Below are 16992 nucleotides of genomic sequence, written 5' to 3' on the forward strand. Positions count from 1 at the left end.
ATAGAAAATACATGAACTTTGTTCACTTTATTTCTACAAATTATGTCCGTAGCAATTAAGCGTATTTTCTGAAAGCAACGGCTTCACAGGGGGTGGTAGCAATGAAATTAACAGCTTTAGGGTTTAGCCTAGCAGTGGCAATGGGGGCAGGATGGGGGGTGTCTTACGCCGCTGGTGACACCATCAAAATTGGTATTGTGCAGCCCATGACTGGGCCTTCTACACAATACGGTGATCAAATTCAAGCGGGCGCATTAACGGCGATTGATGCGATCAATGCCAAAGGTGGTGTGAACAACCGCCAATTAGAAGCTGTACTGATTGATGATGCTTGCGAACCCAAGCAGGCAGTTGCTTCCGCGAACCGAGTGATGACTGCGGGCGCAAACTTCGCTGTTGCACACGCATGCTCGGGCACAGCAGTTCCTGCCGTGAACATTTATGAGCAAGAAGGGATTGTAGCGATCACTCCAGGGGCTACATCGCCTGCTGTGACCGACACGATCAAGCCGCATTACTTCTTCCGCACCATTGGCAGAGATGACCAGCAAGGGCCATTTGCTGCCACCTATATCCTAGAGCACCTAAAACCCGCTAGCATTGCCATTCTGCACGACAAGCAGACCTATGGTTCGGGCGTGGCGAATCAGGTGCGTGATGCGCTGACAAAAGGCGGTGCCAATATCATCTTTTACGAGGGTATTAACGTAGGGGATACCGACTACTCAGCTGTGATCACTAAACTGCGTAGCATGAACCCAGATCTGATCTATTTCGGCGGTTATCACGCTGAGTTAGGGCTGTTGCTGCGTCAGGCGCGTGAACAGGGCGTTACCACGCAGTTCATGGGGCCTGAAGGCGTAGCAAACCAAGATTTGGTGGCTATTGCAGGTGACGCGGTAGACGGTTTGCTGGTAACCTTGCCGGCTGACTTTGCCAAGATGGACAGCAACAAGCAGGTCATGGAAGAGTTTAAAACCTATGGACGCAGTCCTGATGGCGCCTTTACTTTCCCTGCCTATGCTGCTGTGCAGATCATTGCTGATACCTTAACAGCGGTAGGGGACGATGCCGCTAAAGGTGCAGATTACATGCATGGGAACAACTTCGAAACCGCCATTGGCAATGTTGCTTATGACGATAAGGGGGATCTCAAACATTTTGAGTTTTCAGTTTACAAATGGGACAAAGAGAACGGTTTCTCTGAAGTCAATTAAACGTTAATTAGGTCTGGCGTCACGAAATTTACTGACGCCAGACAGAATAAGCATCTAGCTACGGGTTACAATCCCTGCCAAAGCTTTATTCGGAATCCCAAATTCAATGTCTGATTTATTACCACAATTAATTCAGCAGCTGTTTAACGGGCTGTCGCTGGGTGCTATTTATGCGTTGATTGCCATTGGCTATACCATGGTTTACGGCATCATCGGAATGATCAACTTTGCTCATGGCGAGATCTATATGATCGGTGCTTATGCAGGGTTGGTAACGTTATCTATTATTGGCATGAACTCTGGCTTACCAGTGCTCTTGATCGTACTGATCATGATCTTGGTTGCTGTGGCCATTACAGCCGCTTATGGCTTCGCCGTAGAGAAGGTGGCTTACGCGCCATTACGAGGTAGTCCACGCTTGGTACCGTTGATTTCTGCGATTGGTATGTCCATTTTCTTGCAGAACTGGGTAGCGTTGGGCCAAGGTGCACGCGATATGGCTGTGCCTGCGCTGGTCACTGGCGCTGTACAGATCCCTATGGGGGACGACTTCACGGTGACAGCTGCGTATTCGCGTATTTTAATCATCGTTGTTACGGTGGTCTTGATGGTTGCGCTGAGCTTCTACATCAAATATTCCCGTATGGGCCGTGCTTCGCGAGCTTGTTCTCAAGACTTACGCATGGCAAATTTGCTAGGTATTGATACCAACAAGGTGATCTCTTTCACTTTTGTGATTGGCGCCATGCTTGCCGCCGTAGGTGGGGTATTGATTGCATTGGCTATTGGTAAATTGAATCCCTACATTGGGTTTATCGCCGGTATTAAGGCATTTACCGCTGCTGTGTTGGGTGGTATTGGTAGCATTCCTGGCGCTATGCTGGGTGGTGTTCTGCTAGGGCTAGCAGAAACTTTTGCCGCTGCTTATATCTCATCGCAGTACAAGGACATCGTTGCGTTCAGCTTGCTAGTGCTGATTCTGCTGTTCCGTCCTACAGGCCTGCTTGGTAAACCAGAAGTGGAAAAAGTTTAATGGCAAGTCGAATTAAACAAGCATTGTTCGCCGCATTTATTGCAGGCGTGATTGTCGCCCCTGTCTTTGGTTTTCAGATTCTACGCTCAGGGATGAACACAACGGTTCAGCCAGAGTGGCCATTGATTTTTTATGGCATGGCGGCTGTTTTTATTGTGCAACTGCTGCGTCCTGCCTTGGCAGGAAAGCTCTCCAAAGGTGGCGTATCGTTCAAGATTCCCCCAATGGGCGATCGCTTGCGCCAAGTCCTCATTGGTGCCCTAATCATTCTGGCATTGGTATGGCCTTTCTTCTCCGGGCGTTCGCAGATTGATATTGCTACTTTAGTGCTGATTTATGTGATGTTGGCATTGGGGTTGAATATCGTGGTGGGCTACGCTGGTCTGCTGGATTTAGGCTTTGTGGGCTTTTATGCTGTGGGTGCTTATACCTACGCATTGATGTATCACTGGCTAGGCCTAGGTTTTTGGTGGGCACTGCCATTTTCGGGTGTGATGGCCGGTATCTTTGGCTATTTGCTGGGCTTCCCCGTTTTGCGTTTGCGCGGAGACTACCTGGCTATTGTGACCTTAGGTTTTGGTGAGATCATTCGCTTGCTGTTGATCAATCTGTACGATTTCACAGGCGGTCCAGATGGTATTTCCGGTATTCCTAAACCTACCGTATTTGGTTACCCCATGGTGCGCCGTGCGCCAGAAGGTGAGACCAGCTTCCACGAACTGATGGGCTGGGCCTTTAATAACCAAGACATGACCACGTATTTGTATATATTGGCGTTGGTGTTGGCGTTGATTACTTTCTTCGTTTCTAACCGCCTGTTGCGTATGCCTATAGGTCGTGCCTGGGAAGCGCTGCGAGAAGATGAAATTGCGTGCCGTTCATTGGGCCTGAACCCTACTGGTATCAAACTTTCAGCCTTTACAATTGGTGCGACCTTTGCAGGTTTCGGCGGCGCGTTCTTTGCAGCACGACAAGGGATTGTTAACCCCGAGTCCTTTACCTTTATCGAATCCGCGCTGATTCTAGCAATTGTTGTGTTGGGGGGTATGGGCTCACAGGTGGGGGTGATTTTGGCGGCAATATTGTTAACGGTATTGCCTGAGTTTGCCCGTCAGTTTGCAGAATACAGAATGCTGGTATTTGGTTTGGTGATGGTGTTGATGATGATTTGGCGTCCACAAGGATTGTTGCCAGCTAAACGTCCACATGTGGAGCTAAAACCATGACACAAGCTAAGAAGATATTAGAAGTAGACGGCTTGCGCATGCGTTTTGGCGGTCTGTTGGCCGTAGACGGTGTTAAGTTCGACTTAGAGCCTCAAGAAGTATTCGCTATTATTGGGCCTAATGGTGCAGGTAAAACGACTGTATTTAACTGCATCAGTGGTTTCTATAAGCCTAGCGAAGGAAATATTCGTCTCGATGGTGAGTCCATACAGGGCTTGCCTAGCCATATGGTGGCGCGCAAAGGTATTGTGCGCACCTTCCAAAACGTACGGCTGTTTAAAAACCTAACGGTATTGGAAAACCTGATGGTGGCGCAGCATACCCGTATTTACACAGGGTTGTTGGGCGGTTTGCTCAAGTTGCCTAAGCATAGGCACTCTGAGGAAAAAGCCCTAGAGCGTGCTGCACATTGGTTAGATTACTTAGGTCTGCGCGAGTTTGCGAACCGTGAGGCAGGTAACTTGGCGTATGGTTTGCAACGACGCTTAGAAATTGCGCGTTGTATGATCACGGACCCACGTATTTTATTGTTGGATGAGCCCGCTGCGGGTCTTAACCCGCAAGAGAAGCGTGATCTGCAAGTGCTGATTAACGATTTGCGTAGTAAGTATAACGTGGCTGTACTGTTAATTGAGCACGATATGAGCCTAGTGATGGGTATTTCAGATCGTGTAATGGTAATGGAGTACGGTAGACCTATTGCGTCAGGCTTACCGGCAGAAGTGCAGAATGATCCGCGCGTGATTAAAGCGTATCTGGGAGAAGAATAGCGTGCTTAAGCTTGAGAATGTCAGTACATATTACGGTGCTATTCAGGCTCTGGATGACGTAACGTTAGAGGTCAACAAGGGCGAAATCGTCACTCTGATCGGTGCGAACGGTGCAGGCAAAACCACGATGCTAATGACAGTATGTGGTTCGCCGCGCGCTAAGAGTGGCCGCATTACATTTGAAGGCGATGAAATCACCAACTTGCCTACGCATGACATTATGCAGCGAGGTATTGCGATTTCCCCTGAAGGACGCCGTGTATTTTCTGATTTAACAGTATCCGAAAATCTGAAAATGGGTGGTTTCTTTCTTAGTAAAAGCCAAATCGCAGAAGGGGAGGAGCACGTATACGAATTGTTCCCTAGATTGCGTGAAAGGGCCTCGCAACGAGCAGGAACAATGTCTGGTGGTGAGCAACAGATGTTGGCCATTGGACGAGCTTTGATGAGTAAGCCTAGGTTGTTGCTGCTGGATGAACCCACTCTAGGCTTGGCTCCACTCATCATTGCGCAGATATTCGATATTATCCGCACAATCAGAGACGAGGGCGTTACTGTATTTCTGGTTGAGCAGAATGCGAATAAGGCGCTGCAAGTCGCCGATAGAGGTTATGTAATCGAGACTGGTAAGGTTGTTATGCAAGACACAGGCGCTAATCTTTTAGCTAATCCTGATGTTCGTAAAGCTTATCTAGGTGCGTAAACGAAAGAAAACAAAGACAAGCCGGTGAAATACCGGCTTCTTTAGGTATAATTAATGCAACTAACGGAAGATATAAATTTAACTCAAACAAAAAGTTAACAAATGGTGGGGAAGTGGTTGAATCTAAAACTTTACGTCGCAAAGAAGCCATCAGTCTTTTTGAACGTTGGATGGATAGTCAGCATCCGCCTTTTAGGTTATCCAGTAAACGGATTTACCAAGTATTGTGGCGACGCTTTCTAGATTGGCTGCCTACACAACGGCTGAATATCAATACGGTTAATGAAACCCATATCAGCAGCTTCCTACGCAGTTTAGAAGATACTAATAGGCAGCAGCGAGAGCGTTATCAATTAGTGATTTTGCGTGCTTACGACGCGTTGCAAGCTCAAGTACCAGAACTGATTAATCCTACAGTATCACAACAACTACAAGATATGCATGCTACATCCTGGCGTGACTCTAGTAGCAATCAAAGTAAGCAATTCCTAACCCCTTGGCAATGTGATGAGATTGTAGAGATGCTCGAGGAGGATCAAAAACGTCTAGCACTAGAACATCATAGTCTGACTGCTGCTGCGCTTTGGAAAGCGCATAGAAATGCGGCAGTTATAGCACTACTGTTGGGATGTGGGCTAAAAGCCTTAGAAGTGCTGTCACTACGCATAGATGCTGTGCATCCAAATGACGATGGCGAGTATTGCATAGATACTGGCTGCTTTATTAGTTTTTCACTGCAAGAGCAATTGGCGTTAAATCGCAGTAATCCCGAAGACTCTACTATTCATGCCTATATACAAGACTACGGTGGCAAACACAGAGTATTAGCAATGCCTGAATGGGCAGTAGGAATTGTGTTGAGCTGGAAGCAGCGTTTAGAGCATGCGGTTGGACACCAACTTTTTTTCCCGTCCAATAGAGTGCCATCTGAATTTAGAGCCAAAGAAACCATGAACCCAGCTACGTTGGCCAGAATTGTGTCCGGTTGGGGGAGTGAACATGGAATTACTGGACTAACTGCACAAAAGCTACGTAATAGCTATGGAGGAATATTGCTAGAAGAGGGTGCCAGTTTGTCAGAGTTAGATAGACGTATGGGCTTCGTAGCGGCGGCTGCCGGAAGTTCCAGGCTAGCCGCCGAATGGCGTCATTTCAAAAGCTATAACTGCTAAATTACGCTAAACCTTCTGCTTTCAGAGCAGCTTGAACACCAGCGTCAGCTTCCATGTTTTTGAAGAAGCGCTGTAAGTTAGGCAAGTCGCTCAAGTCGATCTTCTGAATAGGTGCCCAACGCATGACCACGTACAAGTATGGGTCGGCGATAGAGCGTGTGCCTGTCAGCCAATCTTTGCCTTCTAATTGTTTATCCAGCAATTCAAAGTAGCCACGCAACCGCTTAGCAGTGTTTTCTTTGACTTCTTTCTGGGCTTCTTCGTTTTGTGTGTAGCCCTGGATACCAAACATCACGCCAAAGTTTTTGTGTACGTCGGAGTTCAAGAAAGCCAATGAACGACGAGTTTCAGCACGTTGCTGTGGTGTAGTGCCTAGCAAGTTTTGTTCTGGAGCACTTTCCGCCAAGTATTCCAAGATAGCCATGCTTTGTGTCAACAACATATCGTCATCTACAAACGCAGGCACAGAGCCCAATGGGTTTAGAGCCAGAAAAGCAGGTTCTTTAAGTTCTTTGCGGCTAACGGCTTGAGCTTGGTACGGTTTACCAATCCACTCCAGCACAATATGTGATACCAAAGCACAAGAACCAGCCATGTAATACAGTTTCATAAGAGCCCCTTCACGGAAAAAAACAAAAAACCTAGATGTTTATAGCATGCAATAACCCCGTTTTTCACACAGGGAACTGCAGTGTCACACATTACTACGGTAGACTAGATGACTATGATACGCGTACTCATACGCGTCATGTGCCATGTTTGATCCTACTATGAGTGTCATATGTTAAATCAGCCTCAACGCATTGTTTTTCTCGATAGCGAGACACTAGGCCCGCATACGCAATTGCAGGCATTTTCTTTTCCGCATGAATTGGTTTGCTACGAAAAAAGCACCGAAGCTCAAGCCATAGAGCGCTGTAAAACAGCCGACATCATTATTAGCAATAAAGCGCCTGTCAGTCCAGCAGTGGTAGAGGCTGCTACCTCACTGAAATTAGTGGCAATAGCCGCTACCGGCTATAACAACGTGGCTCTAGATGCCTGTAAGAACCGCAACATCGTGGTGTGCAACGTGCGTAATTACGCAGAACACACAGTACCAGAACATACATTAGCGCTGATTTTCGCATTACGACGCAGTTTGTTTGCTTATCACCAATCCGTTGCTCGTGGGCGCTGGCAAGAATCACAGCAATTTTGCTATTTTGACTACCCTATACGTGACTTAGCAGGTAGCACAATGGGCATTATTGGCTCAGGAGCGTTGGGGCAGTCAGTAGCAAAGTTAGCCCAAGGCTTAGGCATGACTGTGCAATTTGCTGCTCGCAAAGGCAGTAATGATGTCAGCGATGGCAAAGTATCGTTTGAACACATGCTGCGTAGCTCGGATATCATCAGTTTGCATTGTCCGTTAACGCCCGAAACCGCCAATTTGCTTACTGCCAAAGAATTTGCCATGATGGATAAGCATCCTTTGGTGATCAATACAGCCAGAGGCGGGCTAATTTGTGAAGAAGATTTGGCTGTTGCCTTACGTAGCGGGCAAATCAGTGGTGCAGGCATAGATGTGACCACACCTGAACCTCCGCGCGATGACAATATACTCTTTAGCTTGATGGATTTGCCTAACTTTATCTTCACGCCACACGTCGCGTGGGCAAGCCAAGAAGCGGTTCAAGCATTAGCCGATCAGTTGGTGGGCAATATAGAAGCTTTTATCGCTGGTACGCCGCGTAACGTGGTGATGTGAGCTAGGTAGTAGCATGCAAACTGTAGAGTCATTTATTCCTTCGTTTGATCTACATGGTCAAACGGCGTTGATTACAGGGTCAGCTCAAGGATTAGGCTGGGCGATTGCCGCTGCATATGCTGGTTTAGGCGCGCATGTGATCTTGAATGGTAGAAGCTTGGCGCCATTACAGGCTGCACAAAAGCGCTTGCTCGACGCAGGTTATAAGGCTTCTATATGGTGCCAAGACATTTCTGATCTCAATACACTAGAAGCCTCCTATGCAACCCTAACCGTACAGCCAGATATTTTAGTGAACACGGTAGGTGGTCGTTTGCGCCGCCCATTTAGTGAGCTAAGCGCGCTCGAAATTGCGCAACATATACAAGACAATCTGACGGCTACAGTAGTGTTATCTAAGCTTGCGGCGATGGGAATGGCAGCTAAAGGCTATGGCCGTATCATCACGTTTAGCTCTATCGCCGGTCGCATAGCCAGGGCAGGGGATGCGGTGTATCCTGTTGCTAAACAGGGCTTGGAAGCGCTGGTACGCTCCTTGGCAGTTGAGTTTGGCTCACAGGGCATTACTAGCAATGGTATTGCGCCAGGCACCTTTGCTACAGAATCCAACCAAGCATTGGCCAGCGATCCTGTTAAAGGCGCACATGTGATTGGCAGGAATCCGTTGGCTAGATGGGCTCAGCCAGCTGAAATTACACCTGCTGCCGTGTTTTTAGCCTCAAAGTCTGCCAGTTACGTCAACGGTCATATCGTGGTTGTGGACGGTGGTTTTTCTATTACTTTTTAAACAAGGATGGGCATGGGAACGCCTGTGACACGCATAGCAATCAATGGATACGGTCGCATAGGGCGATGTGTTTTACGTGCTATTTATGAACGCAAATTGCAGGATACGCTGCAAGTGGTTGCCATTAATGAGCCAGCGGATATGGAAAGCATGGCTTACTTAACACGTTTTGACTCTACGCACGGCCCGTTTCCGGCTGCCCAAATCAATCATAATGAACAATCTTTGGTGATTGATGGCCATACTATTGCTGTTACCCATGCCCAAAACCCAGAAGACGTAGACTGGAAAAGCCTAAATCTAGACTTGGTCATTGAGTGTTCCGGTGTCTATGGTAAACGTGAGCAGCTACAGCGCTTTATAGACAGCGGCTGCCCACGTGTATTGGTGTCTCATCCAGCCAATGGCGCTGCCGATGTAGATTACACAGCCGTTTTGGATATTAATGATGCTGGTTTATCAGCACATCACCGTATTGTGTCTAATGCATCGTGCACCACAAACGCCATTATTCCCGTACTGGCAGTGCTAGATAAAGCCTTTGGCATAGAACATTGCTTTCTGACTACCTTGCACTCGGTCATGAATGACCAACCTATGATTGATGGCTACCACCACAAAGATTTGCGCCGCACCCGTTCGGCAATGCAATCTATAGTGCCGGTGGCAACTGGGTTAGCTCAAGGGGTAGAGCGTTTATTGCCGCAACTGCAGGGTAAAGTTCAAGCCAAAGCTATTCGTGTTCCCATTTTGAACGTATCGGCCATCGATCTGATGGTGAATCTGCACACTGAAACGACGCCTGAAGCGATCAATCAGCTGTTTAAAGATGCCGCAGAAAAGTCCTGTACTACCATCGCCTTCACAAATCAGCCGCATGCTTCCGTGGACTTCAATCATGATCCGCATTCTGTGATTGTAGATGGCAGTCAAACACGTACCAATAACGATGGCTTTGCTAACCTTTTTGTCTGGTTTGACAACGAGTGGGGCTTTGCCAATAGATTAGTAGATATTGCACAAGTATGGGTGCAGCGCTTGGCAGAAGCCAAAGAGCTGGCCTGTACTAAATAATTTTTCTCTGTAGGAGCAAAGCATGTCTGATACACGTATAGAACAAGATTCAATGGGCGACATTGCTGTCCCAGCAAATCATTACTGGGGTGCGCAAACCCAGCGCTCTATCATTAACTTCCCTATTGGAAGAGAGCGTTTTGTGTGGCAAGCGCCCATGATTCAGGCATTGGGTTATCTGAAAAAAGCAGCAGCAATGGCCAACAAAGAGTTAGGCGAATTACCTGCTGAGATCGCAGACCCTATCGTGGCAGCCGCGCAGTTAGTGGTTGAAAACAAATTAGATGCAGAATTCCCGTTGGTTGTTTTCCAGACTGGTTCTGGTACACAAAGCAACATGAACACGAACGAGGTCATCTCCAACAAAGCTATTGAGTTGGTAGGTGGTGTGATTGGTAGCAAAAGCCCTATCCACCCCAATGATCACGTGAATCGTGGCCAGTCCTCAAACGACACCTTCCCAACAGCCATGCATATTGCTGTGGCTTTGCAGGTTAAAGAACGCTTATTGCCTAGCGTGGCACAACTGCGTGACACCTTTAAAACACTGGCAGCTCGTTACGAAACACTGGTCAAAACTGGCCGTACTCACTTGCAAGATGCAACGCCCATCACTTTGGGGCAAGAAATTGGCAGCTGGGCAGCACAGTTAGACTTCGCGTTGGAGCACGTTGAAGCGCAATTACCAGGCATTTACGACTTGGCTATTGGAGGTACCGCTGTTGGTACAGGTTTGAATGCTCACCCTAAATTTGGGGATACTGTTGCACGTCATTTGAAAGAATTAACTGGTTTGCCATTCCGCAGTGCTGAGAACAAATTCTTTGCCTTGTCTGCTCACGACGCCTTGGTAAATATGTCTGCCTCATTGCGTACGTTAGCCGGCGCATTGATGAAAATTGCAAACGACGTGCGTTGGTTAGCCAGCGGCCCTCGTTGTGGTATCGGTGAGATCCAAATCCCAGAAAATGAGCCAGGTTCTTCGATCATGCCAGGCAAAGTTAACCCTACACAATGTGAAGCCATGACGATGGTGTGCGTACAGGTGTTTGGTAACGATGCAGCGGTAGCGTTTGCCGGTTCACAAGGTAACTTTCAGTTGAACGTTTATAAGCCAGTGATGGTGCACAACGTGATGGAAAGTATTGCGTTGATCAGCGATGCGTGTTTGTCTTTTGACGAACATTGCGCCGTCGGTATCTTGCCTCATGAAGAGCGTATTCGTGAGAATCTAGAGAAAAACCTGATGTTGGTAACAGCGCTAAACAAGCATATTGGCTACGACAAAGCAGCCAAAATTGCGAAAACAGCTCATCTGAAAGGACAAAGCCTGAAAGAAGCAGCGCTTGAATCAGGCTTTTTAACCGAAGCGGAATACGATAGCTGGATCAACCCATTGGCTATGACACAACCATCGGTATAACGCGATGAAATCCGGTAGGTGGCATATCACTACCTGCCGGATTTTTTTTATTTGATTAGCGTTACCGGCACGCTTACCAAACTCAAGACTTTAGTGGTGACAGAACCCAGTACCAAACCAGGGATAGCGCCTAAACCACGGCTGCCCATGATAATGTGGTCGCAGTGGTGCAACTGTACATATTCTTCAATGCTTTCAGCAACCGAACCCATCAGCACGTTTTTCTGAAACTTTACTCCCGACTGAGTAGCCAGTTCTACTGCTGGTGCTAGTGCAGCATTGCCTTCGTCCTGATAATATTCGCTCAGTACTTCTGGGGCAAAAAAACGAGATACATTGCGCGACACGATAGGGGCCTGCACAGTCACAATGTGCAATTCGCCATCCGGAATGGATTTAAGCATCGTAATTGCCATTTGCACCGCACGGGTAGAGGCGTCGGAACCATCAACTGGTACTAAAATTTTACGCATAATATATCCTCAGTCTAGGGGGAACATAATGACTATTGTAATGTGAGAGTATCTACATAATGTTAAGACGATACAGCTTTATTGCTCTTTGTTTGATACTTGCCCCGCAGCAAGCTGTAGTAGCTCAAACCTCTGCACATGACGTACTAGAACTACTCAAGAAAAACACCTGCTTGGCCTGCCACCGCATCGACAAAAAATTGCTTGGACCTTCTTTCCAAAGTATTTCTGAAGCAGAGCCTGTCAGTGCAGAACGCGCCGAATTACTCAAAACACATATACGACGTGGTAGCCAAGGTGTATGGGGGCCTGTTGCCATGCCACCCAACACCAAAATAAGTGATGCTGATCTAGAGATTATCGTAGAGTGGATAGTATCTGGGGCCTCGGAACACTAATATCAAGCCGCTTGTAACACCTGCTGTAGTTGCTTGCGTAAGGCTGTATCTGCAGAGAAGTCCAACATGCGTTTTAAGCTTCTTTCTGCCGCTAGCCGTATAGATTCCTCTACCTGAATCTCGTTTTGATTGCCCGTTAGGCTTCCTAGTAATGAGGGCAAATTATTAAGGCTCATCCACGGGCAAAACGCGCAACTTTTACAGGTTGCCCCTACACCGCCTGTAGGTGCGGGCATGAACTTCTTATGTGGTAAGAGTTGCTTGAGCTTATGTTGTAGTCGCTGATCAGTGGCCACAATAAATACGGTGTTGGGAAACCTAGCTGCTGCTGCCAAGATCTGCGATGTGGAGCCAATAAAATCAGCATGCTCCAGTACATTGGCGGGTGCTTCTGGGTGTGCCAATACACAGGCTTCTGAATAGCGTTTCTTCATCATCCAAAGCTCATCGGCTTGGAATTCATCATGTACCAAACACGAACCTTGCCATAGCACCATATCAGAGCCGGTTGTGTGCTGTATGTAGGAGCCCAAGTGCCTATCTGGAGCCCACAGTATCTTTTTGCCTTGCTGGTGCAAGTGTAGGACTATTTCTTGACCTACTGCTGAGGTGACCACCCAATCTGCACGAGCTTTGACGGCTGCGCTGGTATTGGCATAGACCACCACTTCTCGGTCTGGGTGTTGATCACAAAAGGCCTCGAAAGCAGATATCTCACAACCTAAGTCTAGTGAGCAAGTCGCCTGCATATCAGCCATTAATACGCGTTTTTGCGGGCTTAGAATTTTGGCGCTTTCACCCATAAATCGCACACCAGCCACCAGAAGGGTAGAGCTGTCGCAATCACGGCCAAACCTCGCCATTTCTAAGGAATCAGCCACGCAGCCACCTGTTTCTTCTGCCAGATCTTGAATAACAGGATCTACATAGTAATGGGCCACTAACGTAGCATCTTGTGCTTTTAACTGCTCACGTATTTGGTTTTTATAGGCTTCTACGTCGGTGTCTGCAATAGGCTCTGGCACATTTGCCCAAGCCGTGGCTAAGCGCACTACACCAGACGTGGCGTCGGGCAGGTCAAAATAGATTTCTTTTAGGCTCTCCACCTGATGTTCTCCTTATATGCTCAAATTGAGCTTAATTAATGTAGAACATAGAACTGGAAAAAACAAGCCATAGTCTCAACATCGTCGCATTAACTGCTTTTACAGGCAGTTATGCGACGAAAATAGCTCCTAAACCGAATATTGCCTACAGCTAACAAGGTTGCGTTTACAATGTTTCTTTGTGAATTTATCGTATTTGAGCCTGTTATACCGGAGTCACTCATGAAGCCATTAGGTACACCGCTAAGTCCTGCTGCAACTCGCGTCATGCTTTTGGGCGCAGGAGAGTTGGGTAAGGAAGTCATTATTGCCTTGCAACGTTTAGGCGTAGAAACCATTGCGGTTGATCGCTATGAGAATGCTCCTGGTCACCAAGTAGCGCACCATGCTTTTGTCACGGATATGCGTGATGCCAACGCGCTAACGGCGCTGATTGAGCAGGTTAAACCGCACATTATTGTGCCTGAGATCGAAGCTATCGCTACCGATGCACTAGCCGCTGTAGAAGCTGCAGGTAAAGCGCGTGTCGTGCCTATGGCGCGAGCCACACAGCTCACGATGGACCGCGAGGGTATCCGTCGCTTAGCCGCTGAAACACTAGGCTTGCCAACCAGCCCCTACAAATTCTGCAACACCTTGGATGAGCTGAAAGCAGCTATTCAAGACCACATTGGCTACCCTTGCGTGATCAAGCCGCTAATGAGTAGCTCAGGTAAAGGACAAAGCAAGATCAGTGGTCCTGAAGACATTGAAAAAGCGTGGAATTACGCCATGGAAGGCGGTCGTGTTAGCCAACAGCGCGTGATCGTAGAAGGCTTTATTGATTTCGATTATGAAATCACTCTGTTGACGGTACGTAGCCTAGATGCTAAAGGCGCTGTGCAAACCAGTTTCTGCGCACCAATTGGCCACAAACAGGTGGATGGTGACTATGTAGAAAGCTGGCAACCACACCCTATGAGCAAGGTAGCTCTGGAATCTGCACAACATATTGCGGCGTCTATTACGCAAGATTTGGGTGGCCAAGGCATTTTTGGCGTTGAGTTGTTCGTAAAAGGTGATCAAGTGTGGTTTAGCGAAGTGAGCCCACGTCCACACGATACTGGCATGGTCACCATGGTGACACAGCGTCAAAACGAATTTGAACTGCATGCGCGTGCGATTCTGGGTCTTCCTGTGTCTACAGCCTTACTGGCTCCAGGTGCTAGCGCTGTGATTTATGGTGGTGTAGACAGTAAAAACGTAACGTTTGATGGGGTAGCCGAGGCCTTGAGTATTCCTCAATCTGATCTGCGTTTGTTTGGCAAACCAGAAAGCTTCACTAAGCGTCGTATGGGTGTCGCATTGGCGTACGACGAAACGGTAGAGGCAGCACGTGAACGTGCGAAGAAAATTGCGGAAACGGTACGCGTTAGTGCTGCAGAATAAGCCAGACGAAAAAAAAGGCTGCCGGGGAGGGCAGCCTTAAATCTGGCTTGAAGGGAGATTAATTTCTTATATTAGTAACGAGCATCCTTTGGTTTTTTACCATTAGGCCAATCGTTCACTTTGCCGGCAAAGTCAGGTCTAGGCATATGGGTGAAGTACTCGGCAATATCTACTGCATCCTGATCATCCAACACACCACCTTGACCCCATGCTCCATGATCTTCAACGCTCATGGGCATGTTGTATTTGATGAAAGCAGCAGCTTTGTAAGTACGTGCTAGACCTGCACCAATATTGAAAGATTCATCACCCCATAGTGGTGGGAACACAATATTGCCACGCTCATCTTTTAGGCCTTCGCCATTCGCACCATGACAGGTTGCACACTGTGCTGCGTATAAGTCACGGCCACGCTCAGTGTTAGGTACTAAGCTTTCATCCAAAGCACCGGCAATAGGCACCTGCGCTTTTTGCCCTGGCTCCATACCTTGTGACAACCATTTCATGTAGTCCAGCATACCTACCATTTCTGCGGAATCTACTGGTAATGGCTTACCGTTCATCGAGCGCATAAAACACCCGTTAATACGGCCAGCCAAATCAACCATCTTGCCAGAACGCGGCATGACTTTAGGATAGCTCACAAAACTGTTGATGTAGTGTGCGCCCAAAGGTGCTTTACCTTCAGCGATGTGGCAACTACTACAGTTCATCATTGCGCCCACATTGTCAGGTAATAAACGGCGTGTTTCATTCAACAAGCGCTTACCGTACAAAATGGATTCTGCATTAGGTTCGTTTGCAATCAGCAGATCGGACGGTATTTGGTACTGGCCAACCACCTGCTTGGTTTCAACGTCAATAATAGGGTAGCTAGTTTCTGTTGGGCCTGTCAGGGTAGGGCTTGCAAGGCTATACCAAGAAACACCTGCAATACCAGCAATCGCCAAGGCTACTACGGAAAGGGTTTTGGCTTTACTCATGGCTGGCTCCTTCAGGAAGGATGTTAGGCGATTTTTTAGCAACGAACTGACGAATATGAGCCACGTCTTCAGCGCTGACCGTAGGTGCTTCGTTAGTCCAGCTGGTACGAATGAAATTCACTACATCAGCCACTTCCTGATCGCCTAGATGACGGAACGCAGGCATGGTGAATGTCATTGCATCTACTTCGTTTTCTGGCATGCGGCCACCTTCCAAGGTCACTTGGATGACAGATTGCGCATTATTAGCAAATACAGCGGAGTTACCAGCCAACGCAGGGAATATACGTGGCACACCTTTACCATCAGCACGGTGGCAAGTTACGCAGTGTTCAGCGTACAACCAAGCGCCTGGGGTAGTGTATTGGCCATCCAGTTGTGCTTGGGTGGTGGTATCAACTTGATGGGGGATCTCTGGATTACGTCCTTTTACCGGAGGCAATGCCTTCAAGTATTGCGCCATCGCACGTTGATCTTCTGGCGTCATGTACTGAGTACTGTGTTCCACTACATCAGCCATCGCACCAAATGCAGCTACTTTGTCGGTTCTACCGGTGGCGAAGAAATCTACCAACTCATCTTCTGTCCAACTCGCTAAACCACGACCTTCACCACGCAAGCTTTTTGCACGCCAACCGTCAATCACGGCGCCAGACAAGAAATCATCGCCTTCATTCAGGCTCAGTGCCAACTCTTGGTAAGCCAAGCCGCGAGGGGTGTGACAGGCGCCACAGTGACCAGGGCCTTGCACCAAGTAAGCACCACGGTTTTTGATGCTATCTACAGCATCATCCGCGATGAATTTCTGATCTTTAGGTGCAAACATCCATTGCCACCATGCAATAGTCCAACGCATTTGGAACAACTTGGGCAATGTAGGCTCTGCATTTTCTTGTTTAACGGCAGGTACACCACGCATGAAATACGCGTACAGCGCATTCATGTCGTCATCGCTCATGATGGCGTAGGAAGGGTAAGGCATAGCTGGGTACAGCGCTGCGCCATCTTTGCGCACGCCATGTTGTACTGCTGTTTTGAATTCGTCTAGGGTGTAGCTACCAATACCAGTATCTACATCGGGCGTGATATTTGTTGAGTAAATCGCCCCCAGCGGTGTTTGCATTGCCAGACCACCGGCATATTCTTTACCACCAGGAACGGTATGACAGGCCACACAGTCACCGGTACGGGATACATAGGCTCCTTGCTTGATGAGTTTTTCATCATCCAAGTTCAAGTTGCTCGCAGAAGAGGACGTTATGCTACGTTGCGAAAGAATAAGCTGTGATCCGCCATAACCGACCCCCAGCGCAACCAGTGCAACAATCAGGGTTTTAGACAAGGCTTTCATAAACACTACCCATAATTAATAAAGAAATGTGTCAATTAACTTCAATGTCACACTCAATACTCATGGTATAGAGAGCCTATATGGGTAGAAACCCTTAT

General features: G+C 47.8%; 17 protein-coding genes. 12 read left to right on the forward strand and 5 right to left on the reverse strand.

Annotated features, from left to right (window positions below; genetic code table 11):
- The first annotated feature begins 101 nt into the window (after positions 1 to 101).
- The 6 genes from AC3QL0_RS08285 to AC3QL0_RS08310 all read left to right on the forward strand — a co-directional run bounded on the left by AC3QL0_RS08285 (position 102) and on the right by AC3QL0_RS08310 (position 6121).
- Entirely contained in the window at positions 102 to 1217 is a 1116-nt protein-coding gene (locus AC3QL0_RS08285; RefSeq protein WP_493010916.1) for a high-affinity branched-chain amino acid ABC transporter substrate-binding protein, read from the forward strand.
- Positions 1218 to 1323: 106 nt separating this feature from the next.
- Positions 1324 to 2250 carry a high-affinity branched-chain amino acid ABC transporter permease LivH gene (gene livH / locus AC3QL0_RS08290; protein WP_135861610.1) on the forward strand — a complete coding sequence of 309 codons (927 nt, stop codon included), beginning with the start codon at positions 1324 to 1326 and terminating at the stop codon, positions 2248 to 2250.
- Entirely contained in the window at positions 2250 to 3476 is a 1227-nt protein-coding gene (livM, locus tag AC3QL0_RS08295) for a high-affinity branched-chain amino acid ABC transporter permease LivM (protein WP_493010917.1), read from the forward strand. The genes livH and livM overlap by 1 nt, the downstream gene beginning before the upstream one ends.
- Positions 3473 to 4246, forward strand: coding sequence for a high-affinity branched-chain amino acid ABC transporter ATP-binding protein LivG (gene livG / locus AC3QL0_RS08300; protein ID WP_493010918.1), 774 nt, complete (start codon positions 3473 to 3475; stop codon positions 4244 to 4246). The genes livM and livG overlap by 4 nt, the downstream gene beginning before the upstream one ends.
- A gap of 1 nt (position 4247) precedes the next feature.
- Positions 4248 to 4949 carry an ABC transporter ATP-binding protein gene (locus tag AC3QL0_RS08305; protein ID WP_493010919.1) on the forward strand — a complete coding sequence of 234 codons (702 nt, stop codon included), beginning with the start codon at positions 4248 to 4250 and terminating at the stop codon, positions 4947 to 4949.
- Between the two features lie 113 nt (positions 4950 to 5062).
- Positions 5063 to 6121, forward strand: a complete 1059-nt coding sequence (locus tag AC3QL0_RS08310) for a tyrosine-type recombinase/integrase (protein ID WP_493010920.1) — start codon at positions 5063 to 5065, stop codon at positions 6119 to 6121.
- 1 nt (position 6122) lies between these two features.
- Here the strand turns inward: AC3QL0_RS08310 and AC3QL0_RS08315 are convergent, their stop codons facing one another.
- A complete protein-coding gene (locus AC3QL0_RS08315) occupies positions 6123 to 6731 on the reverse strand; it encodes a glutathione S-transferase family protein (RefSeq protein ID WP_493010921.1) in 609 nt (202 codons plus the stop codon).
- A 171-nt stretch (positions 6732 to 6902) separates the two neighbouring features.
- Here AC3QL0_RS08315 and AC3QL0_RS08320 point away from each other — a divergent pair, with 171 nt between their 5' ends.
- From AC3QL0_RS08320 to fumC, 4 genes are read left to right on the forward strand one after another with little or no spacing between them, the layout of a single operon-like run.
- Positions 6903 to 7871, forward strand: coding sequence for a D-2-hydroxyacid dehydrogenase (locus AC3QL0_RS08320; RefSeq protein ID WP_493010922.1), 969 nt, complete (start codon positions 6903 to 6905; stop codon positions 7869 to 7871).
- Positions 7872 to 7884: 13 nt separating this feature from the next.
- Positions 7885 to 8658 carry an SDR family oxidoreductase gene (locus AC3QL0_RS08325; protein WP_493010923.1) on the forward strand — a complete coding sequence of 258 codons (774 nt, stop codon included), beginning with the start codon at positions 7885 to 7887 and terminating at the stop codon, positions 8656 to 8658.
- A 24-nt stretch (positions 8659 to 8682) separates the two neighbouring features.
- A complete protein-coding gene (locus AC3QL0_RS08330; protein ID WP_493010924.1) occupies positions 8683 to 9732 on the forward strand; it encodes a type I glyceraldehyde-3-phosphate dehydrogenase in 1050 nt (349 codons plus the stop codon).
- A gap of 22 nt (positions 9733 to 9754) precedes the next feature.
- Entirely contained in the window at positions 9755 to 11155 is a 1401-nt protein-coding gene (fumC, locus tag AC3QL0_RS08335; RefSeq protein WP_430219861.1) for a class II fumarate hydratase, read from the forward strand.
- A 47-nt stretch (positions 11156 to 11202) separates the two neighbouring features.
- Here the strand turns inward: fumC and AC3QL0_RS08340 are convergent, their stop codons facing one another.
- Positions 11203 to 11628: a universal stress protein gene (locus tag AC3QL0_RS08340; RefSeq protein WP_493010925.1), complete on the reverse strand. Its 426-nt coding sequence runs from the start codon at positions 11626 to 11628 to the stop codon at positions 11203 to 11205.
- 59 nt (positions 11629 to 11687) lie between these two features.
- Here AC3QL0_RS08340 and AC3QL0_RS08345 point away from each other — a divergent pair, with 59 nt between their 5' ends.
- Entirely contained in the window at positions 11688 to 12026 is a 339-nt protein-coding gene (locus tag AC3QL0_RS08345) for a c-type cytochrome (protein ID WP_493010926.1), read from the forward strand.
- A gap of 2 nt (positions 12027 to 12028) precedes the next feature.
- Here AC3QL0_RS08345 and nadA read toward each other — a convergent pair whose 3' ends face one another.
- Positions 12029 to 13132, reverse strand: coding sequence for a quinolinate synthase NadA (gene nadA / locus AC3QL0_RS08350; protein ID WP_493010927.1), 1104 nt, complete (start codon positions 13130 to 13132; stop codon positions 12029 to 12031).
- Between the two features lie 222 nt (positions 13133 to 13354).
- Between nadA and purT the strand changes: the two genes are divergently transcribed.
- On the forward strand, positions 13355 to 14560 hold the full coding sequence (gene purT, locus AC3QL0_RS08355; protein ID WP_493010928.1) for a formate-dependent phosphoribosylglycinamide formyltransferase: 1206 nt from the start codon (positions 13355 to 13357) through the stop codon (positions 14558 to 14560).
- A 71-nt stretch (positions 14561 to 14631) separates the two neighbouring features.
- Here the strand turns inward: purT and AC3QL0_RS08360 are convergent, their stop codons facing one another.
- The gene (locus AC3QL0_RS08360) at positions 14632 to 15543 is read right to left on the reverse strand and encodes a c-type cytochrome (RefSeq protein WP_493010929.1); all 912 of its coding nucleotides are present in this window, start codon (positions 15541 to 15543) and stop codon (positions 14632 to 14634) included.
- Positions 15536 to 16894 carry a c-type cytochrome gene (locus AC3QL0_RS08365; protein WP_493010930.1) on the reverse strand — a complete coding sequence of 453 codons (1359 nt, stop codon included), beginning with the start codon at positions 16892 to 16894 and terminating at the stop codon, positions 15536 to 15538. The genes AC3QL0_RS08360 and AC3QL0_RS08365 overlap by 8 nt, the downstream gene beginning before the upstream one ends.
- Positions 16895 to 16992: the final 98 nt, after the last annotated feature.

Source organism: Paenalcaligenes sp. GW821-LYS-B07-1, assembly GCF_058803365.1.